This window comes from Pseudomonas sp. JL2, assembly GCF_031570495.1.
In the GTDB taxonomy this organism is placed as follows: Bacteria; Pseudomonadota; Gammaproteobacteria; order Pseudomonadales; family Pseudomonadaceae; genus Aquipseudomonas; species Aquipseudomonas rhizophila.
Map to the genome: position 1 here is coordinate 206,871 of NZ_JAKUDH010000007.1, position 21,572 is coordinate 228,442.

At 60.7% G+C, this 21,572-nt stretch carries 15 protein-coding genes; 5 read left to right on the plus strand and 10 right to left on the minus strand.

Annotated features, from left to right (window positions below; translation table 11 throughout):
* Positions 1–102: 102 nt before the first annotated feature.
* Genes MKS85_RS12545 through wecB form a run of 5 tightly spaced genes read right to left on the minus strand, consistent with a single transcriptional unit; the run spans position 103 to position 8,355 of the window.
* On the minus strand, positions 103–978 hold the full coding sequence (locus tag MKS85_RS12545) for a hypothetical protein (protein ID WP_076386684.1): 876 nt from the start codon (positions 976–978) through the stop codon (positions 103–105).
* 39 nt (positions 979–1,017) lie between these two features.
* Positions 1,018–2,823, minus strand: coding sequence for an NfrA family protein (locus MKS85_RS12550; protein WP_310662940.1), 1,806 nt, complete (start codon positions 2,821–2,823; stop codon positions 1,018–1,020).
* Positions 2,820–4,934: a glycosyl transferase family protein gene (locus MKS85_RS12555; RefSeq protein ID WP_139050423.1), complete on the minus strand. Its 2,115-nt coding sequence runs from the start codon at positions 4,932–4,934 to the stop codon at positions 2,820–2,822. Before MKS85_RS12555 ends, MKS85_RS12550 begins: the two co-directional genes overlap by 4 nt.
* Positions 4,935–4,946: 12 nt before the next feature.
* Positions 4,947–7,160, minus strand: coding sequence for a hypothetical protein (locus MKS85_RS12560; RefSeq protein ID WP_310662941.1), 2,214 nt, complete (start codon positions 7,158–7,160; stop codon positions 4,947–4,949).
* A gap of 37 nt (positions 7,161–7,197) precedes the next feature.
* Complete coding sequence (gene wecB / locus MKS85_RS12565; RefSeq protein WP_310662942.1) at positions 7,198–8,355, minus strand: non-hydrolyzing UDP-N-acetylglucosamine 2-epimerase; 1,158 nt, start codon at positions 8,353–8,355, stop codon at positions 7,198–7,200.
* Between the two features lie 1,011 nt (positions 8,356–9,366).
* Here wecB and MKS85_RS12570 point away from each other — a divergent pair.
* The 4 genes from MKS85_RS12570 (at position 9,367) to MKS85_RS12585 (ending at position 14,215) form a co-directional block, all read left to right on the plus strand.
* A complete protein-coding gene (locus MKS85_RS12570; RefSeq protein ID WP_076385109.1) occupies positions 9,367–9,915 on the plus strand; it encodes a TRAP transporter small permease in 549 nt (182 codons plus the stop codon).
* A complete protein-coding gene (locus MKS85_RS12575) occupies positions 9,912–11,192 on the plus strand; it encodes a TRAP transporter large permease subunit (protein ID WP_047229890.1) in 1,281 nt (426 codons plus the stop codon). The genes MKS85_RS12570 and MKS85_RS12575 overlap by 4 nt, the downstream gene beginning before the upstream one ends.
* 56 nt (positions 11,193–11,248) lie before the next feature.
* Positions 11,249–12,268, plus strand: a complete 1,020-nt coding sequence (locus tag MKS85_RS12580; RefSeq protein WP_310662943.1) for a TRAP transporter substrate-binding protein — start codon at positions 11,249–11,251, stop codon at positions 12,266–12,268.
* A gap of 276 nt (positions 12,269–12,544) precedes the next feature.
* The gene (locus tag MKS85_RS12585) at positions 12,545–14,215 is read left to right on the plus strand and encodes a BCCT family transporter (RefSeq protein WP_188251592.1); all 1,671 of its coding nucleotides are present in this window, start codon (positions 12,545–12,547) and stop codon (positions 14,213–14,215) included.
* Positions 14,216–14,219: 4 nt separating this feature from the next.
* Here the strand turns inward: MKS85_RS12585 and MKS85_RS12590 are convergent, their stop codons facing one another.
* From MKS85_RS12590 to MKS85_RS12600, 3 genes are all read right to left on the minus strand, one after another.
* On the minus strand, positions 14,220–14,930 hold the full coding sequence (locus MKS85_RS12590) for a 3'-5' exonuclease (protein WP_076385105.1): 711 nt from the start codon (positions 14,928–14,930) through the stop codon (positions 14,220–14,222).
* Positions 14,927–16,804 (minus strand): DUF294 nucleotidyltransferase-like domain-containing protein, encoded by a 1,878-nt coding sequence (locus tag MKS85_RS12595; RefSeq protein ID WP_076385103.1) that lies wholly within the window; start codon positions 16,802–16,804, stop codon positions 14,927–14,929. Before MKS85_RS12595 ends, MKS85_RS12590 begins: the two co-directional genes overlap by 4 nt.
* A 96-nt stretch (positions 16,805–16,900) precedes the next feature.
* Entirely contained in the window at positions 16,901–17,692 is a 792-nt protein-coding gene (locus MKS85_RS12600; protein ID WP_047229885.1) for a transporter substrate-binding domain-containing protein, read from the minus strand.
* Between the two features lie 187 nt (positions 17,693–17,879).
* Between MKS85_RS12600 and MKS85_RS12605 the strand changes: the two genes are divergently transcribed.
* Positions 17,880–19,040, plus strand: coding sequence for a GGDEF domain-containing protein (locus MKS85_RS12605; RefSeq protein ID WP_310662944.1), 1,161 nt, complete (start codon positions 17,880–17,882; stop codon positions 19,038–19,040).
* A 23-nt stretch (positions 19,041–19,063) separates the two neighbouring features.
* On the opposite strand, the gene MKS85_RS12610 is transcribed toward MKS85_RS12605, so the two are convergent.
* Entirely contained in the window at positions 19,064–19,696 is a 633-nt protein-coding gene (locus MKS85_RS12610) for a response regulator transcription factor (RefSeq protein ID WP_310662945.1), read from the minus strand.
* Between the two features lie 31 nt (positions 19,697–19,727).
* Positions 19,728–21,089: a cache domain-containing protein gene (locus MKS85_RS12615; protein ID WP_047229882.1), complete on the minus strand. Its 1,362-nt coding sequence runs from the start codon at positions 21,087–21,089 to the stop codon at positions 19,728–19,730.
* Between the last annotated feature and the right edge of the window lie 483 nt (positions 21,090–21,572).

Here is a 21,572-nt window from a genome sequence, read left to right on the forward strand (position 1 = left end):
TCGGCAAGGCTCGAAGTCAGCGATTTCGTATCAACTCGCCGTTCATATACACAGCGATACAAATCTATGGGGCCAGGCCAGGACGAAGGCCTCGAGCCATGATCACGGCTTGGCCAAGGATTGCTCCAGCTGCTCCACCAACTCAGGCGTCAGATAATGGGGGCCGTCGAACAGGTACAGCGGATAGCCGGCATAGGCGGCCAGTTGGGGTGTGAGTTCGGCAACCGTGGCCGAGCGAAAGCCGCCGCCGAACTTGGGGCGGAAGGCTTCGACGATGATCCGCACGCGATCCTTCCCGAGCCGGTCACGCAGGGTGTCGGCGTAGTCCCGGGCCACCGGGGCGGTGCGGGCGTAGACGCCGACGCCATCCTGGAAGAACACGCCAATATCGTCCGGCAACCATTGCTTGAGCCAGTCGGCAGTGGCGGCGGGGCCGATGTTGGCGCCGTCGTAGACGCTGATCCACAACGGGCGCGGCAGCTTGGCCAGCAAGGCGGGCAGTTCCTTGGCGCGAGACCAGCTGGGATCGACCTCGGCCGGAAAGTACCACCCAGTCACGTGCAGTGGCGTCGGCAGTTGCGCAATGCGCTCCGACACCGTGGCCAGTTGCTCGATGTTGTCCCTGGAGCGGTTTTCACTGAAATGGCCGGCCAGCCCGAGGATGACATCCTGGGCCCAGGGCGCCTTGGCGATGCGCGCCCAGTCAGGCAGCAGCGGCACGCTGGGCAGGCCGGTGCCGGGCACGAAGGCCTGGTCATCCACCACCGTCCATTGCACCAGCAGCTCGCGCACCCCCAGCTTTTCCCAGTTGCCTTTGATGCCCACGGTCTGGTTGTCTGGCTGCCAGACGATGCCAACGATGTTCGGTGCAACCTCCTGGTTCATCATGTAATACGTCCCTGTGCCTGCGCCGAGGGCCGTGGCCAGCGAGAGCGCCGCCACAGCCGTGCGACTGATGATATGGCCGAAGATTTTCAAGCGAGCGTCTTCCTGCAATTGCACATCACATCAACGGCCTCAATAGGAGTAGGTCAAGCGAGCGAACACGCCTTTGGCGCGTTCCTCGCCAAATACCCTGGCCCTGTACTGCAGGGAAAAATCCACATAGGAGCGCGGGGCGTTGTAGGCGTCTTCGCGGAACCAGTAGCGTACGTTGTTGCCCACGCCGATCCCGCCGGCGTTGCCGGACGAGAAGTCACCGTCGGCGCCGCTTTTCATCTTGGAGTCGTAGTCCACCGCCGCCACGACATGGGGGAAGGTCACCCAGCGCGAGCCGGTACCGCCGATGGCGTAGCTGCGTCCCACTTGCCATTCGCTGTTGAAATAATTGCGCGAGTCGTTGATGTATCGACCGACTTCGGCGTACAGCTGCGAGGTCCACCAACTGGGCGCATCGACCCGCAGGTCGGTGCCGATACTCGAACCGTAGCCCAGGCGCGCCAGCCAGTCGCCTTCGACGTTCGAGGAGCCCAGGGGAAAGGTGCGTTCAAAGGCGGCCATGATGTTGATGGAGCTGAAGGGTTTGATCCTAACCCCCAGCGCCCCTTGCAAGGCATCCGCACCGGTGTCCGAGTCGCTGTTCTTGCTCCACAGGGTGTCGGTGACGCGCCCGTAGAGTTCGACGAAACGTGCATTGCGATACCCGAGCGGCCGCCAGGACAGCTCAGTGCTGTTCTGCAGTTGATCATTGCTTTGGCTGCCGCTGTTGCTGGTGCCCGGAGCAGCGCTCAGGCCACTGGAACTGTTGCCGCGATAGCTGGTGGTGCTGGTCAAGCCCATGGTGCGTGAAATGTCGCCCACGGCACGACGGGTATCGAACAGCTGTTGTGCAGACATGGGCGACTCAGCGGTTGCCTGGGCATCGATGACGCGCTTGAAATACGCCACCGCTTCGTCGTCTTCATGAACGCGCATGGCGTTGTAAGCTGCATCCTGAGCCGCTGCCGGGGCGAGCCGGGTGCTGGCATCGGCCCTGCGGAACGCGGCGTGGGCCGCCTCGTCGTCACCGGCCCGGACTGAATCATAGGCCAGCTGCAAATCACTGACCGGTGCCTGTCCTTCGGTGTTCTCCGGTCGGGTGGCGCACGTCAGGCCGAAGGTACTTTCCTGGCACTCGAGAATCGGTGCGTCGCGATCCTCGGCCGTCAGCAGCGCGCTGTTGAGCAATTGCTGGTTGGCGGCGATTTCCGGAGCCCAAGCCACGGCTTGGCGAGCCTTGTCCACGGCCAGCACCGCATCGCCTTGCTGCAAGGCACGGTAGCCCTGGACCGCCAGCGGCGCCGCCAGTTGGCGACGAATCGCCGTTCGACGCATCAGGAGCGCGTCATCGTTGGCGAAGACCCCGAGCGCATCGCCCACAGCCTGGTCGGCTTCGACCAGAAGATGCTGGCGCTGCAAGGCGTCGATCAGCAACAGCCGGTACTCCCGGCGATGGGGAGCCTGGGCAATCGCCTTGCGAGCCGATTGCGCAGCCAGACCGAACCGTTCGCGATCATAGGCCCTGTACCCTTGGGTGGCGGCCATGAAACCCGGTGCCGCGGCCACGGCGGACGATGCGGCGCTCCGGGGCTGGTCGCGCCGTTTCTTGTCACGTTCGGCCATGGCGATCAGGGTGTGCAGACGCGTCACGTCGGCGCGCAGGCGCAGGGCCTCGCGCGCCTTGGCGATGGCCAGGTCGTAGTCCTTGCGCTCGTAGGCGCTATAGGCTTGGTTGGCGGCGGTGTAGGCCGGGCCGGACAACGGCAATGGCAAGGTTTCGGCAGCAGCCACGGCCGGTATCAGGCTCAGCCCCGTGGCCAAGAGGGTCAGAAGGGCGCGGTTCATGCCGGAAGCTCCATGGGGTAGACGCTGTGCTGACGCGCCACCACCTGTTCGATAGTGGCCCGGGGCAGCACACCGCTGTCGACCAGGTAATCGCCGATCCGACCGTGGTGCTGCGGTCGATACTGCAACATGGCGCGGCTGAACTGATCGCGATCGAGCAGGCCCATTTCGATCAGCAAGTCACCCAGTAGCGGTGCACTGGCATTCGGTACGGCGTGGCCGTTGCGTTCCGGCAATTGGCGCAACAGCGCGAGAATCTCACTTTCCCTGGCAATCAGTTGCACCGGCTCGCTGCCCAGTTCGGCGGCGATCTGTTGCAGGCCTTCGTCGGACAGGGGGTTGGCAACAGCGATCTGTTCGCAGCCGTCAGCGTTGCGGCCCAGGGGAATGACCCGCCAGCGCAGGGCAAACTCGCCGGTCAATGACGAGGTGGAGGCGGCGGCTTTTTGCGCCACGTCGAAGACCCGGGGCAGGTCATTCTGGAACGCGATGGCTTCGGCCAGGGTTTCGTCATCCAGCCAGCCGTTGTTGAGCAAAATGCGCCCCAGGGGCATGTTGCGTGATTGTTGCTGGTCCAGGGCACTCTGCAGGTGGGTGTCGGTAATGGCCTGCCAGGACAGCAACACGCTGCCCAGGCGGCGGGGCGCGATGGCCACCAGGTCGGTGGAAGGGAAGTCGTGCATGGTCTTGTCCCAGACCAGTTTGCGATTCATCACCTTGCCCACCAGGAACATCCGCCAGGCTCTGGACGCGGCCATGAAGTTGACGAAGTTACCCACCAGCATGCGCGGGATCGATAGCAAGCCATGCTGCCAGCCGTACAGCACGGTGGTGAAATAACATCGGTGCAGGATCCGCCAGAGCAGGGCAATGCCGTTGGCCACCAGCAGGTATTTGATCAGGTCGTTGGTTTCAAAGGGCGTTGGGAAGGTGACGTCCCACCAGCCGCTGTTGCGCAGAATGATCAAGCCCAGCAGTTGTACCAGAATCACGTAGGCGATGATGCTGACGAACGCTGTCACCACGCCCTTGCGGTCGCGAAACAGCAGGTAGCGGTTGGCCAACGAGCCGCTCCAGCCCATCTGTTCCCAGCCTTGCAGGCCGATGCCCAGGGTCCAGCGGGCCTTTTGTCGGAACGCCGTGCGGAAGGTGTCCGGGAAGAACTCGCGCACGCACAGTGGCATTGTCAGGGTCGATTCGTAGGGCTTGCGGAACCAGGATTTGCGCAGCACCCGAAACTGCACCGGGAAACGCACGAAGATGGCGTTCATGCCGACCTTGGCCAGTCGCGCGCCGACGTCGTAGTCCTCGGTGAGGCTGTCGGTGTTGAACGGCTGGTTTTCGGTTTCGCCGGCTAGTACCCGCAACGCGCGATGGGAGAAACAGGTGCCGACGCCGGCCGAGGGCACGGTGTCGGTCATGCTTTCACGCACCACCAGGTCCTTGCCGTGCCATTCGGCGAACTCGTCCATGTAGACGCCCGCCACCCATTCGTACCAGTTGCGCTCCAGCGACACCACCGGCAATTGGATCATGTCCTTGCGCGGCAGCAGGTAGTTGAACAGCCGCAATTCCAATGGATGCAGCACGTCTTCGCTGTCGTGCAACACCACCCCGGCGAAGGTCATGCCATGGGTTTTCTCGTGCAGGAAGATCGCCTGGATCACCCAGTTCAGGCAGTCGGCCTTGCAGGTCGGTCCGGCATGGGGTACTTCCACGCGGTGCAGTTGCTTGTAGCGCCGGCGCATCCGCTCGACTTCGTCGATGGTGCGCTGGTCGTTGACATAGGTGCCGACGAAGACCACGTAGTTCTGGTAATCGAGCGTCGAGACCATGTTCTCGATCATCGGTGCGATGACGTCGTATTCCAGCCAGGCCGGCACCATGATCGCCAGGGGCTGTTCGTCCCGGGCCAGCAGTTGGTCGACGGTCAGCGACCGGTATTTGCGGTCCGCGGTGAGCTTGCGGTACAGGCGGCGAGACCAGTACCACAGGTCAATGATCAGGTCGTCCAGGCTGGAGATCAGGATCACCACCGCGACGACGATGGTCGCCGCTTCCAGGTAGTTGTAGTAGTGGGCCAGCCAATAGGGCCAATAAAGCGACGTCATCGAAGGGTACCGTTACTGGCGATTGCGACGGGCGCTACGGCCAGCCAGCAACAGGAGAAGGAACAACACAATGGCGCCAGGGATCAGCCAGAGCAGCGAGGGTTTACGCCAGGCATCCAGCCCTTTGGGTTCTTCACGGCCGAGCAACCGACTGCCGCTGGGGTCCTTGCTGTCGATGATCGTCACCGCGCCGCTGTCGCCGAGAATCGCCACATCGCCACGGGTCAGTACAATCGGCTGGGCGAAGTCGGGCGCTTGGCTGCCCAGGGTCCGATACACCAGGCCATGCTGTCCCGAGGCTTGCACCACTTGTAGCGAAGCCAGTTGGTTGAGGGGCTGCACATCCAGCAGCAAGTGATCTTCATGGTTGATGCGCAGACGTCCCTGTTCATCGACCAGGACCGATTCCTTGCTGTCCTCAAGCGGCAACTCGAACGCCAGGAAGGCTTTGTCCGGGCTGACCACGGCTTTGGGATCGGAGCTGACGTTCAACTGCGCGCGCAACGGTGAAACACCGGCAGCATCGGCCACCGAGATCACCCGGGCCAGACTGGCGGCCGGTTGGTCGAGGTATGCCTGGGGAACGAGGATCTGGGTCGCCACGGCGAAGCGCGCGGCCATGCCGGAGAAACCGTCGTCCAGGGCAATTTTTTCCAGCACGATATGGCTGCTCGGCAGCACCGCTACCGGGAAGGCCTGGGGTGTTTCCAGGCAGCGATCGCTGACAGGCTGGCGCTGGAACGAGACGCGCAATACGTTTTTTGAACCCAGGGCATAGCTGGGGATATGGGCCTGGATGCGTTGTGACTGACCATCGGTGGTCAACTGCTGGGCCCCGATCAGGAAATCGTTGAAAAACAGCGAGGCCACGGGCGGGGTGTGTGAAGCCCCCGGTGCTGCGGACAGGTACACCACGGCTGTCACCGGCAAGCGACCGTCATACGCCACGCTGCCCAAGGGGAACGAAGTGCTCCAGTCGAATCGGGAGGCCACGTCATAGGTGCCAGGTGCGCCGCCCAGTCGCGACAGGGCCACGCGGCCATCCTTGCTCAAAGGCGTTTGCGCTTGGCTGACGGTCAACTGACGGCTGCGCGCCAGTTTGTTCCACGCTGAACCAAGCAACGACAGGGCTTTGCCGGTGGCGTGCGGGGCGATCATCAGGACCGGGCGAGTACCCAGCAGCGCCAGGCGCACATCGTCCGGACCGGCGCCTGCCGTGGCTGCGTTGACGTGTTGTGCGCGCCATTGGGTCAATGCACTGGCCGCCGTTGGGTCGACGCTTTGGACCTGACTCTGCAACGCGTCCAGGGACTGATTGATGGCCTGGAGCAATTGCGGGTCGTTGATGGCCAGATCGGCCTGTACATTCGGGGTTTGCCCCAGCATCAGCAGCGCGCCGATCTCTGCCGGGTTGGCCAGGCGATGCTGGCCCTTCGCGTTGAGGCTGGCGAAGGCCGGGAGGCTCAACAGTTCGGCCGGGATGCGCAGAGCGCTCAAATCCACACTGTCTTGTACGGCAGGGAACGGCAAGATGCGGCTGTGCTTGCCCATTCGCTCCAGGGCCACGCCTAATCGCCAGGCCGCGTCATAGCTGTCGGCGGACAACGAACCCGGTGCAACCAGGATCCCGGGTTGAGCAGGCAATGCCGTCCAGGCGGCACCGACATCCTGCAGTTGGCTGGCGTCGTAGCTGTAGTTCAGGCGTGTGTCGGGCTGGATGCGCAGCACGTTACCGATGACCCGGTCGTCTTCGCACAACGGCCGGGAGACCACCGAAGACCAGGCAATGCCCAGCCGCACCAGGCCGTTGTCGCGCGCAGCCTTGTCGACGCCCAGTGTGGCGCTGGCACTGCCCTGAGGTTCGCTGAGTCCTTCGGCGCGCACCGGATAGCCATCGAGCGACAGCAGCAGGGTGTTGCGGCCCCCTTCGCCATTGAGATAGCTGGCGTCCAGTTGCAGGGTCGCCTCATTGAGGGCAACCCCGGCCGGCACGGGTAGGTACAGTTCCCGTCGGGAATCGCTGGCGCCCAGCAGGATCGGCGCACTGATGCCCAGGTCGCTCAAGCGGACTTCGCGCTCCTGGCGGGTATCGGCGTTGAGCCGATGGATTGCCTGGGTAAGCGGGCTATCGGCAGCCAAGGCAAAGGTTGGCATGAGCGCAAGCAGGCTCAGGCCACAGGCAAGGGCGCTGAGCGCACCCGTAGAGATGGCAACGGAAGGCTTCATTCAGGTAAATCTCGATTCTGATAAGGGGGAGCAGCGATTAGGAGGCGAGCAACTGGCGTGGCGCGTACATCGGTGGGTGAGCCCAGCCGTGGGGCAATTGCGACTGGCCCACGAGAAATTCGTCCATCGGGCGCCCCATCAGGGTATCGACGATGCGCTGGCTGGCCTTGCCATCACCATAGGGGTTGGCTGCCTGAGACGCGCGGCGCCACAGGGCCTTGTCGTCGAACAGTGCGTCCACGCCGGCAATGATCGAGGCCGGGGAGGTGCCGACCAGACGCACCGTGCCCGCAGCTACGGCTTCGGGGCGTTCGGTGACGTCGCGCATCACCAGCACCGGTTTGCCCAGGGACGGCGCTTCTTCCTGCACACCACCGGAGTCCGTGAGGATGACGTGGGCGTGTTGCATCAGGCGCACGAACGCCAGGTAATCCAGGGGCTTGATCAGGTGCACGTTGAGCAGGTCACCCAGTTGTTCGGTCACCGGGCCCAGTACGCTGGGATTGAGATGCACCGGGTAGACGATCTGGATGTCGGGACGCTGGGCCAAGTGACGCAAGGCCTTGCAGATGTCCAGGAAGCCTTCGCCAAAGTTCTCCCGGCGGTGGCCGGTGACCAGCAGCAGCTTGCGTCCGGTTTGCAGGAACGGGAACTGTTGGTCCAGTGTTTGTCGCAGTTGTGCATCCTGCTCGATGCGCCGGGCGGTCATCTGCAACGCATCGATGACGGTATTGCCGGTCACCAGGCAGCGGCCCTGCAGACGTTCGTCCAGCAGGTTATCGCGAGATTGTGCGGTGGGGGCAAACAGCAGGTCGGCGCTGAGGTCGATGCAACGACGGTTCATTTCTTCCGGCCATGGGCTGTAGATATCGCCGGTGCGCAGCCCGGCTTCCACATGCCCCACGGGAATGCGTCGATGAAAGGAGGCCATCGAAGCCACCATGGCCGAGGTGGTGTCGCCATGGACCAGCACCCGATCCGGCCGGGTCTGTTCCAGTACCGGGTCGATTGCGCCGTACAACGCAGCCGTCAGCGAGTTGAGCGTCTGGTGCGGCGTCATCACGTTGAGGGTGAAATGGGCCTTGAGATCGAACAGGTCCAGCACCTGCTCAAGCATGCTCTGATGCTGGCCGGTGACACAGATCAGCGACTCAATGCCCGGTTCGGCGGCGAGGGCCTTGACCAAAGGTGCCATCTTGATGGCTTCCGGACGGGTACCGAAGATCGAAAGAATCCTGATCCGTGACTGATGAGTAGCGATGACGCCCTTCCTCGCGCAGTTTGCTGCGCTGCACAGCCGTTCGCCCAAGCGCGATCATGCGTCTGAGTAAACAAGCAAGTTGAATTAAGTGGGATCCAATATCAGGCAGGCGCGTTACGCACGCGGAAAAGTTGCGTAATGGCCTATTGCAGTTTGGAGCGGCGAAGTAATAACACCAAAGAACACGGGCGCAAAGTTTTATTTGAAAGGTATTTTGTTGTTTTGACTAAGAAGGGTTGGGGGGAGGTTGGAAAGTTGCGCTCTTATTCTGAAATTAAAATAGTGTAAGATTTTGAATAATAAGGTTTTTTCGTGATTTACTGAGTGCTGGAAAGGGCATCTTGATCACGCCAAGTCTATCGAGGTCTTATTTCTGGCGCCGCTTTATATAAAGGTGCCTGGATGTTTGTCATTGAAATGACGCCTGTTTGTTGTCGAGGTTGGAAGTATTATCGAGTTGGCGGGTTGCCGGTGAAGTGTGGGAGTTAAATAAGGTTCAATTTTATTATTGGATTTTCAGATCGGCGGAGTTGAACAGTTTTGTGCAGTGCTAGTTCATAAATAAAGTTGTCTATTGATAAATAAAAAAACGCATTGGGCACGGTGTCGAACACCAAAAATACCGGATAAGCCGGTCCACACGCTTATCCGATAATCGCACGCTTTGTGTGGGCCTCCCGCCAAGGTGATTGACCGAACTAACCGGTTGGTACATTTTAGGTGCACACCTCTTGTTCAGCTTGACCAAGACCATAATAAAAAATTGAGGAACCCCCATGCGTACCCGTCTGCAAGCGCTCAGCCCCTATCCCTCGCTTCGTTGCTCCGGCCCCGGAACAACGCTCAGTCGCTGTGTCCTGACCCGATAGCTCCCCGCCCATCGTTGCGGTCCTATCGCGCCGGTTGCGAGATGCCGGTGCTCGACAAGTCCGGGAGGTCTTCAAGATGACAAAGGTCGTCGATCTGTATTTCAAACTGCTCAAACTGCTGATTGTGCTGTGCATGGTCGCAATGATCGTGCTGGTGTTCGGCAATGTGGTGCTGCGTTATGCCTTCAACTCAGGCATCAGCGTCTCGGAGGAACTGTCGCGCTGGTTCTTCGTCTGGATGATTTTTCTCGGCGCCTTGGTGGCGCTCAAGGACCGTGCCCATCTGGGGCTCGACAGTCTGGTCAAACGCCTGCCTCCGGCCGGCAAGCGCCTCTGCCTGGTCATCGGGCACCTGATGATGTTGTACATCTGCTGGCTGATCTTCAGCGGCAGCTGGCAGCAGGCGGTCATCAACCTGGATGTGGTCGCGCCAGCCTCGGGTATGTCGATGGCAGTGTTCTACGCTGCCGGCCTGGTGTTCGGCGCCAGCGCCGCCGCCATCCTGGTCTATGAGCTCTACCTGGCGCTGTTCGGCAAGCTCAGGGATGACGAAATGGTCATGGTCAAGGACAACGACGCCGCCGAAGTGATCGCCCATAACCCCATCAAGAGTACCCGCCCATGACACTGGTTATTTTCCTCGGGTCATTGATAGGCAGCATGGCGCTGGGCATTCCCATTGCCTTTGCCTTGCTGGTGGTCAGTGTGGCGTTGATGTTTTATCTGGATCTGTTTGACGCACAAATCATCGCCCAGAACCTGCTTAACGGTGCCGACAGTTTTCCGTTGATGGCTGTGCCGTTCTTCATGCTGGCCGGCGAAGTGATGAACTCCGGCGGCCTGTCCAAACGCATCGTCAACATCGCCATGGCGCTGGTTGGACACAAGCGTGGCGGCCTGGGTTACGTGGCGATCATCGCGTCCTGCCTGTTGGCATCGCTTTCGGGGTCGGCGGTGGCCGACGCGGCGGCGCTGGCGGCCTTGCTGGTGCCGATGATGGTGCTGGCGGGGCACAACCGGGCGCGTTCGGCCGGCTTGATTGCCGCCGGAGGCATCATTGCCCCGGTCATTCCGCCGAGCATTGGCTTCATTGTGTTTGGCGTGGCGTCCGGGGTATCGATTTCCAAGCTGTTTTTGGCCGGGATCGTGCCGGGTCTGATGCTCGGTGTCGCCCTGGCCATCGCCTGGTGGTTCATCTCCCGTAGCGAGCATGTGCAGACACCGCCCAAGCGCTCGCGGGCCGAAGTGATGCGGGCCCTGGTCGAGGGCAGTTGGGCCATGGGCCTGCCGCTGATCATCATCCTGGGTCTCAAGTTCGGCATTTTCACCCCGACGGAAGCGGCGGTGGTGGCAGCGGTCTATTCGTTGTTTGTGTCTTTGGTCATCTACCGGGAAATGAAAGTCAGCCAGCTGTACGAAGTGATCCTGTCCTCGGCCAAGACCACCTCGGTGGTGATGCTCCTGGTGGCGGCGGCCATGGTCTCCTCGTGGCTGGTGACCATTGCCGACTTGCCGGGCCAGTTGGCGGCAGTGCTCGAACCGTTCATGGACAGCCCGACCTTGCTCCTGGTGGTGATCATGCTGTTGATCATCATGGTCGGTACGGTCATGGACATGACGCCCACCATCCTCATCCTCACCCCGGTGCTGATGCCAGCGGTGACCCAGGCGGGTATCGATCCGGTTTATTTCGGCGTGCTGTTTCTCATCAACACTGCCATCGGCCTGATTACGCCACCGGTGGGTACCGTGCTCAATGTGGTGAGCGGGGTTTCGAAACTCAATATCGAAGAGATCGTTCGTGGCGTGTGGCCGTTCCTGCTCGCGCAACTGGCGGTGCTGTTCCTTCTGGTCCTGTTTCCGCAACTGGTTCTGGGACCTTTGAAATTCTTCACCGGTTGACGCCGGTGCAAGCGGTAGTAGCTCGACTTCTAAAACAATAATGATCGGAGAGTGACATGGGACAACTGATGAAAACCTTGTTGGCCGGGGCATGTGCAACGGGGCTGCTGCTGGGCAGCGTGGTCAGCCACGCGGACGAGATCCGCGAGCGTACCCTGCGATTTGCGTTCCAGAACGTCAAGGAGCACCCCCAAGGGCAAGGCGCACAGAAGTTCGCCGACCTGCTGAGCGAGAAGAGCGGCGGCAAGCTCAAGGTCCGTCTGTTCCCCGGCGGAACCCTGGGTGGTGACGTGCAGACGGTCTCGGCCCTGCAGGGCGGTACGCTGGACATCACCGTGCTCAACTCCGGCATCCTGGCCGCCCAGGCAGCGGATTTCGCGATGCTCGATTTCCCCTTCCTGTTCAACAACGCCGAAGAAGCCCATGCGGTGATCGATGGGCCGGTCGGCCAGAAACTGGCGGCGCAATTGGACAGCAAAGGGCTGGTTGGCCTGGGCTACTGGGACCTGGGTTTCCGCAACCTGACCAACAGCAAGCATCCCGTGACCAAGCTTGAAGACATGCAGGGCTTGAAGATTCGCGTGATCCAGTCACCGATCTACCTGGAAACCTTTACCGCCCTGGGCGCTAACCCCGTACCGATGGCGTTTCCCGAGGTCTACACTGGCCTTGAGCAGCACACCATCGACGGCCAGGAGAACCCCTTCACGGTGATTGAGGGCAACAAGTTCTTCGAGGTGCAGAAGTACCTGTCGGTGACCGGCCACATCTTCAATCCCCAGTCGCTGATCATCAGCCAGAAAACCTGGAACCGTCTGAATGACGATGAAAAAAACCTGATCCGCCAGGCCGCCGCCGAGGCGCAGAAGTACCAGCGGGAAGTCACTGCCGCGAGCATGGACAAGGCCAAAGCTACGCTGGCCGGCGCGATGACCGTGAACGAGATCACCCCGGCCGAGAAAGATCGCTTTCGCGAGCGTGTGCAACCGGTGATCGACAAGTTCGCCAAGTCCCTGGATGCCAATCTGGTGAAGATGATGTACGACGAAATTGCCAAGGTACGCGCCGCGCAGTGAGCTGAGCGACACACAGGCTGATCAAAGGGCGCCGGGGCAATCCCGGCGCCTTTTTTTCTTTGCGATTCAGGCTTTTCCCAGCCGTGATGCCGGTCCCCTGAGGGCTCGCGCACGGGCCATTTTCCCAGCCGGGGAACGCTTGAACGGCCGCAATGTCCCAGACTGGCTCATAAGCTTGTTAAGATACATGCGCACACATCTCGTTTTTACCATAGGAACAGCGGGGCTTATCAGACCATGCGCGCCCAAGCGCGCGGATAACAAAAGGAGGTTCTCGTGGGAAAAAACCCTGTAGACGATCTATCAGGACAACCCCAGTCAACCGGCACAGAGGGGATACCAGCCCCCAGCGGCAAAGCCAATCTCATCGACACCGACTACGTGATCGGGCAAGACAATATCCGAGGTCAGTTCTCTTTCTCTCTGGATATCCACGGCAAAGTTTTCATCATCTCCGCGGCGACCATTCTGCTGTTCGTCATCGTGACGCTTGCACTGCAGAATGAAGTCGAACCGCTTTTCAGCGCCATGCGCAGTTGGTTGACCAAGCATCTGGCCTGGTTCTTCATGAGCGTGGCCAACATCTTCGTAGTGCTGTGTCTGGCGCTGATCGTCTCGCCATTGGGCAAGGTTCGGTTGGGCGGTCAGGATGCCACGCCGGACCACACCTATGTGGGCTGGTTCTCCATGTTGTTCGCCGCCGGGATGGGCATCGGCCTGATGTTCTACGGCGTGGCAGAACCCATGTCCCATTACGCTGCCGCCATGGGCGGTGTCACACTCGACGCCAGCGGAGCGCGTACCGACTGGGCGCCTCTGGGCGGTGCGGTGGGCGATGTGAAAGCCTCCGCCGACCTGGCCATGGCCGCGACCATTTTCCACTGGGGTCTGCACCCTTGGGCCATCTACGCCATCGTCGCGTTGTCCCTGGCCCTGTTCTCCTTCAACAAAGGCTTGCCGCTGTCGATACGCTCGATCTTCTACCCGCTGCTGGGTGAGCGCGTTTGGGGATGGCCGGGCCATATCATCGACATCCTGGCGGTATTCGCCACGCTGTTCGGGCTGGCGACGTCGCTGGGCATCGGTGCCGAGCAGGCCGCTGCGGGGATTGAACACCTGTTTGGCATTCAATCGACCAGCGTGAGCAAAGTCGTGCTGATCATCGGCATCACCCTGATTGCCCTGTGGTCGGTGCTCGCCGGGTTGGAGAAGGGCGTCAAGCTGCTCTCCGAAATCAACATGGGCCTGGCCCTGTTGTTGCTTGTGTTCATTATCGTGGTGGGACCAACCCTGGCGATCCTCACCGGCTTCTTCAAGAACCTGGTGACCTACGCCGAGTACCTGCCGGCGTTGTCCAACCCCTTCGGTCGCACAGACACTGAATTCACCCAAGGCTGGACGGCGTTCTACTGGGCCTGGTGGATCAGCTGGTCGCCGTTTGTGGGGATGTTCATTGCCCGCGTCAGTCGCGGCCGTACTGTTCGCGAGTTCCTGATCTCGGTGTTGCTGGTACCTTCGCTGGTGTCGGTATTGTGGATGACCACCTTTGGCGGGACAGCCATCGACCAGGCCACCCTCCAGGGGCTGAGTGGGGTCAAGGATGCGGTGTTGGAGCTCAAGCTGTTTGCCATGCTCGAAGGGCTTCCGCTCAAGGAGATCACGTCACTGCTCGGTATCGTGCTGGTGATCGTGTTTTTCATCACCTCTTCGGATTCCGGTTCGCTGGTCATCGACACCATCACCGCTGGCGGCAAGGTCGATGCGCCGGTTCCACAGCGGGTGTTCTGGGCCATCATCGAAGGTGTGATCGCTATTGCGCTGTTGTTGGGTGGCGGTTTGATCGCGTTGCAAGCCATGGCGGTTTCCACTGGCTTACCGTTTGCCATCGTCCTGCTGCTGGGCTGTATTTCCCTGGTCAAGGGATTGATGTCGGAACCGCGCACCTGACCTTTTAATCCCACAGCTGGCCGATAGGGACGGACGGGCTGTAGTGAGTGGCTATTTGCGCTTGCAACAGCTCGGCCGTCGCCAGGGCATCGGTCAAGGCATGATGGGCGTGATAGGGCGGCAGGTGGTAGCGCAAGCGACTGTCCGCCAACCGGATGGACTCGGGTGGACGGCGTAACAGCCGGTCCAGCCAACGCCGCTGACCGCGCACCTGCCGCGCTTCCAGCTGCATCGTGTCAATCACCGGAAATTGCAGGCCCTCCCCAAGGTGATTGCGTAACGCCTGATCCAGGAAGTTGCGTTCGATGGCCCGGTAATGCACCACCATGATCTTCCCTGCCATGGCTTCCAGCACTTTCTCCATGACGTCCGGCAATCGGGGAGCATGACGGATGTCGGAGTGTGTGATGTGGTGAAACGTCACCGACTCATGACTGAGCTGCGAGGGCTTGATCACCCAGTACAGGGCTTCACCGCAGCGTATGCGCCTGAGGGTGAACGGCAGCAGGCCGATGCTGACGATACTGTCGGTGCGCGCGTTCAGACCGGTGGTTTCAAGGTCCATGGCCAGCAGTTCCACCTGCTCCAGCGCAGTCCCGGCGTCGATGACACCCTGTTGGTAGAAGCGTTGCAGCAGCGGGTGTCGGGCTTGCTGTTCCAGACGTTTGAAACGTGCCGCCCAATCCAGCGTTTCTTGCCCCTTCGGATTGTTCATCGGGATGGCCGAGCGTGACCGGGGTAGCGGAATCGCAGGAATTTCTGCGCATTGCTCAATACCTGAAACGCTTCCTTGAGGTTGTGCCGCTCAGTGGTGGAAAAGCGCTCCGGTTCGATGTAGTTATCCGGTTTCTGGCCCTGTTCGATGGCGTCGACCTGGTGTCGGATACGCACCATCGACAGGAATTCCAAGGCATAGCGCAGATGCTCAATGGCCTGCGGTTGCACGAGCTGTGTGGTGCTGATGGCTTCGAGACGATCAAAGGAATTCTGCGCCGTGGTCCCGCAGGCCAGGGCGTGGATACGGATCAGATCGGTCAATGGCGCCGTGCCACGGCCCTTGAGGTTGATGATCTGTTTTTGCTTGCCGTCGGTTTCCATTACGAAGGTGCGAAAGAAACCCAAGGGGGGCGTGCGGTTCAAGGCATTCCGGGCCATCGCCGCCAGGAAGGCGGGGGTCACCCTGGATTTTTCAGCGCAGAGCACCTTGAGTTCGTTGACCATTTCCAGTTGCCCATAGACCCCGTCCAGGTCAAAGAAGATGCAACTGTTGAGCAGGGTGGCGGCATTGGGCTTCTCGATCCACTGGCTGAAATACTCGCGCCATACTCGCAACGGCTGCCGCCATTGCGCGTTGGTGGCCATGATGCCGCCCTTGCAGTAGCTGTAGCCGCACTCTGCCAGGCCGTCGCTGACGAAGGTGGCCAGGCTTTTGAAGTATTCGTCGTGCAGGGCCGGGTCGAAACGATCATCCAGCACCAGGGCGTTGTCCTGGTCGGTTACCAGCAGTTGTTCGTCCCGCGCCATCGATCCCAGCACCATGAAGCAGTACGGAACCGGCGGCGGCCCCAGTTCCCGCTCGGCCAATTCGAGCAACCGCTGGGTGAAGGCGCGGCCAATGCCCGAGATGGCGCTGCCGATCATGTGAGCCGTCGCACCGTCGCGCACCATGCGAATGTAGGTGCCGCGCAGATCTCGCAACAATGAGCGCAAGCCCTCGACAGAGGTCTGGTTGGAGATGCTGTTGACCAGGTACAGGCTGCTCTGGGACTCGTGCCGGATGATGTCCGACAGGTTGATCAACCCCAGCGTGCGCCCCTTGTGCACCACCGGCAGGTGGTGGATGTTGCTGCGAAGCATGCACAACATGGCTTCGAACAACGAGTCGTCGGCCTGGATGACCACCGGATCGGTCGACATCACTTCACCGATGCAGGTATCGCCGCTGCGGTTGGCGGCCACTACCCGGGTGCGCAGGTCGCGGTCGGTGACGATGCCGAGCATTTTTTCCGGGTGATGCCCGGCAGGTTCCAGGACGACGACGCAGGAAACGCTTTCCTGGGACATCAACCGTGCTGCTTCGTGAACGCTGGTGTGCGGGGTGACCCAGACCAGGTCCCGGGAAATCAGCGCGCGAGATTTCAATTGGATCAGTTCGCTGGCGCGGCCCTGGGCCTCGACGGCGGATTTGAGCCTGGAGTGTCCTTCGGCCTCGACAAAGTCGGCGAAGCTGTCATGTTGCTCGCACAGCTGGGCAAACACATCCGCCGGGATGAAGTAGATCAGGCTGTCTTCAAGGGCCCGCGCCGGAAAACGCACTTTGTTGCTGCGCAGCAGGCTGGCCTGACCAAAGATGTCGCCTTCCACCAGCCGGTTGTACAACTGGCCGTTGCGCCGGTAGATCTCGACTGCGCCACTGCGCACATAATGCAGGTCGTGGACGATGGAGCCGGCCTCGAGAATATCGCTGCCGGCCTTGAAGTAGCTGACTTCGACGCGCTGCGCTATGGCCTCCAGGGTTTGCTGGGGCAGGGCATCGAAAGGGGGAAAACGATGCAGGTGCTCGCTGATTTCCAGTAACTCGATCTGCATGGAACCTCGTGGCTGATCAATTGAGAGACCAACATGCCAGTTCCAGGGGCCGCACACAAACCCTGGGTGAGTGAGTCGTGTGCGGCGCAGGCATTGTCACTGTTGCTGGGGCACCGCCAGCCACTGGCTGATGACCTTCTGGTAGCTGCCATTTGCCTTGCTCAGGTGCAGCCACTGATCGACGTACATTTTCCAGGTGATGTCGTCCCGTGGCAGCAGGTAGGCCTTCTCGCCATACTGCAAGTAGCGGCTGGGGTTGACGGCGCAAAGACCGGGTTTGAGTTTCTGCTGATAGAGCGCTTCCGAGGCATCGGTGATCATCACGTCGGCCCGCTTGTCTAGCAGTTCCTGGAAGATGGTCACGTTGTCGTGGAACTTGAGTTGCCCTTTGGGCAGGAACGCCCGGACGAAAGCTTCGTTGGTGCCGCCCGCCGGTTCCACCAGGCGCACCGAAGGCTGGTTGAGCTGTTCAATGGTCTGGTAGCGCGCCTGGTCCTCGCAACGCACCAGTGGGATTTTGCCATCCACATCCAGGGTGGTGCTGAAGTTGGCTTTTTTCTGACGCTCCAGGGTCACGGAAATCCCGCCCATGCCGATATCGCATTTACCGGCGACCATGTCCGGCATCAGGGTTTTCCAGCTGGTCTGCACCCATTGAACCTTGACCCCTAGGCTGGCGGCCAGCGAACGGGCCATGTCAATGTCGATCCCCTCGTATTCACCTGTTTCGGCTTTATAGGTGTAAGGCTTGTAGTCGCCCGTCGTACACACTTTCAGCTCGCCGCGTTGCAGGACCTGATCAAGGTGCGAAGGGGCTGGCTCGGCAAGGGCGCTGCCGCAGAACGCCAGCAGGCCACAGAACGTCATTGTGTTTGTTATGTTTTTCATAGGGACTGCACGTCTCGCAAGGGAGGGGACAAGAAGGGCAGTGTAGTGAAAAGGTTGGCGGGCTGTCATTGGCGCCTCAAACTTCGCAGGTGTGCTGCCTTCGCCTCTGTCATCATGGGCGATGGCAGACTTGGGTCAGGGGAGAAACACGTTTCGGATGGACGCATCAGTCGTCAGAATTACGCTTATGTTGATGGTCCCAGGGATCCTGTCGGTCTTTGGGGTTGCGTTCGTCTGCGCCTGGTTTATCGACAAAAAACGCGACTATCTGCTGCTCCTGGCTGGTGGCTGTGGCCTGTTCGCATGTGGTGCCACGTCGCAGCTTTTCGGCTGGCCTCCTGGGGTCGGGCCCAATGCCATTGTGTCCGGCGCGCTGTATACCTCGGCGGTCCTGGCAGTGGCCGAAGGCGTTTTGCTGCGCTCGCAAAAACGCCTCGGCTGGCGGCTGGACGTGGCCGTGGTATGCGTCATTTCCCTGGCACTGGCCTGGTTCTTTTATATCGACCGCAACCTGCTTGCGCGCATCTACATCCAGAACTTCGGCTATGGTGCGATTTTGCTTGTGGCGGCGGTCAAGCTCAGATCGCTGTTACGCGGGCGACTCGTTGACAAGGCGCTGTTCTGGGTGTTGCTGGTCTTCGCGTTGCATTTCTTTCCGCGGACCCTGTTGACTGTCGGGCTGTCGGTGCCTCTGGACCGGGTCGCTTTCGCCAACTCGGTGTTCTGGCAGGCGCTCCAGTTGTCCCTGGCGGTGCTCGGTATCGGACTTGCCTTTGTGATTCTCGCCGCGGCCATTGCTGACGTGATCGATGACCTGCGTCGCGAACGCGATTTTGACCCGTTGACCGGTGTCTTGAACCGGCGCGGCTTCGAAGAACGGGTGTCGATGCTGCTGATGAAGAGCCAGGGCGGCACGACAGCGCTGGCACTGTGCGATATCGACAACTTCAAGAACATCAACGATAGCCATGGCCATGACGTGGGCGATAACGTCTTGCGCGAAGTTGGCCAACTGCTGCGTACTTCGGCGCGCAAACGGGACATCGTCGGGCGCCTCGGTGGTGAAGAGTTCGCTGTGCTCCTGCCGGATACCGATGCCCGGGAAGCTTACGAATGTGCCGAGCGCTTGCGGGCGGCTATCGAGAACGGTACGCCTGTCACGCGCGATACGGTCGGGCCGGTCACCGCGAGTTTCGGTGTCGGCAGTCTAGGCCCCAGGGAAACCTGGCAGGATCTCTACAAGCGCGTAGATACCTTGCTTTACCAGGCGAAGCGAACCGGGCGCAATCGCACGGTGGCCGATGAAGTTCCGGGTCGGATCGATAGGCCCGCCGAGGTTCAGTCATAAGCCGCGAGCGCGAGCCGGGGTTGCTAGCGTGAAATGATCCCGTGATCGATGGCGTATTTCACCAGGGCCGCGGGCTTGTCGATGTTGAGCTTGCGGCGGATGCTCAAGCGATGGGTTTCGACGGTGCGCACGCTGATGTCCAGTTCCCGGGCCATTTCCTTGTTGTTCAGCCCCTGGACCATTTTGTACAACACCTGACTCTCGCGCGGCGTCAGCTCGTTGTCGGTGGTTGGGTCGGTGGCCAGCCGTTGGGCGATCTCGGCACTGTAGAAGGTGCCACCGCTGATGATGGCTTCAATGGCCGCGATGATTTCCCGCGAAGGGGCATTCTTGAGCACGTAGCCACTGGCGCCGCAGCGCACGGACTCACTCACATACTCATAGTTGTCGTACATGCTCAGGATGAGGATCTTGAGGTTGGGGTATTGCTTGCCCAGCAAGCGGGTCAATTCAAGCCCGTTCATGTCCTTGAGGCTGATGTCCATCAGCAACAGGTCCGGTTGGCAGCGCCCGACCATCTCGATGGCCTGTGCACCATTTTCGGCTTCGTCCACCACGTCCAGTTGGGGCATGACGGACAACAGGGCCCTGATGCCATCGCGGACCAGGGAATGATCATCGACCAGCGCGACGCGGATCACAGAGGGCAGGTTCATCGGCAGGTGCTCTTTTCAGGTTGGGCGCGCATCAGCTTTGTGTCGCCAGCATGTTCATGGGCAGCAGGATATCCAGCTCGCTTCGTCCCGGCACCGAGGTCATTTCCAGCCGTCCGCCGAAATGCTCGACCCGCTCGCGGATATTGCGCAGGCCGATGCCGGCGTGGCCACGTTCGACCTGCGGTACGTTGAAACCCATCCCGTCGTCCACCACCGTCAGGCGCAAGGACTGGCCGGACCCGAACAGGGTGATGCCGACACTTTTCGCCCCGGCGTGACGCTCGATATTGGTCAAGGCTTCCTGAGCAATGCGAAACAGCGAAACCGGTGCTCCATTTTCCAGGCGGCAATCGAATTCGTTGCTTTTGTACGACACTTCAAGCCCGCTGCGTTGCTGGAATTCGGCCGCGAGCTGGCCGATGGCGGCGGACAGGCCCAGGGTGTCGAGCAGGGAGGAGCGCAAGTCGTGGGAGATGTTGCGGATCTCGCCAATGGCTTCCCCCAGCCGGTCTGTCGCGTTCTTCAGGATGCCCAGGCCGTTTTCCTGCCCCTTTTCGAGGACGTGGCTGGCCAATTCAAACTGGAATTTTATCGACACCAGCAATTGGCTGATGCCGTCGTGCAGCTCGCGTGACACTCGCGCGCGTTCCTCTTCCTGCAAGCTGACGATGCGCTGGTTCAGTCGTTGCAGCTTTTTGTCGGCCAAGCGATGTTCGCTGACGTTGAGGGTCATGCCGCCGGCAAACACCAGCAGGACCGCCACCAGCGCAATGGCGGCGATGGCCTGCATGGTGGTGTGGATGCCCTGGGCCACTTCAGCGCGGGCTTGCTGGGTGGCGCGCTCGACATCCTCCAGGTAAATCCCGGTCCCGAGCATCCAACCCCAGCGATCCAGCATCACCACATAGGCCAGCTTGTCGGTCACCTGGCCGGAGGAGGGCTTGTTCCAGGCGTAGCGCTGGAAACCTTCGCCGGATTCGGCGCTCTTGAGCAGTGCCTGGATCACCGGCAGCCCCTGGGGATCTTTCATGTCCCAGAGGTATTGGCCCACCAGTTCGGACTGTCGGGCATGCATCAGGCTGCGGCCCTGGCGGTCGTAGACGAAGAAATAGCCATTGATGCCGAAACTGAGCTTGCGCAGCTCCTCCAGCACCTGCTGCTGCGCGCGTGCGTCGCCCTGGCCGTTGTTATACAGCGGGGCGATCAGGCTTTGCGCCATTTCGACGTAGTTTTTCAGCTCCGCGCGCTTGCTGGCCAGGATGCTGTCTTCGATCAGTTGCGCCTGTTGATCACCCAACTGGCGATTAAGCGAGATCACCAAGGCGCAGATGACGGCAATCGCCAGGACCAGGGGCAGAATTCCCAAGGCGACGATTTTGTGTTTGAGCAGCATGTGTACTCCTGTCCGGACTCAACGGGGGGAGGCGAATGGTCAGCATCATAACGCTGTGGGAGCAAAGCTTGCTCGCGATCGCGACGGATCAGCCAGGACTGTTGCCAACAGACCCAGCGTTATCGCGAGCAAGCTTTGCTCCCACAGTCGTTAGCCTGCATTGGCTTTGCATGGGCTCACACAGAGGGATTCCACGAGAATCTACGTAGAACTACGTAGATGGCCCGTACGTAGTACTGCGGATTTATTTATTGACGGCTTCCACGGATATTGGGCCGGCTCCGAATAGTCGGGGCACACTATAAAAACAATCGCCGCAATCCACTGGATATCGGCAGGAGACACGCAATGACAACCCGTCTGGTTAAACACCTTGCCTGGTTTGCCGTGGCTGTTCTGGGAGCTTGTGCGTTGAGTGTCGTGGCCTTGCGCCGCGGCGAACCGATCAACGCCCTCTGGATCGTCGTCGCAGCCGTGGCCATC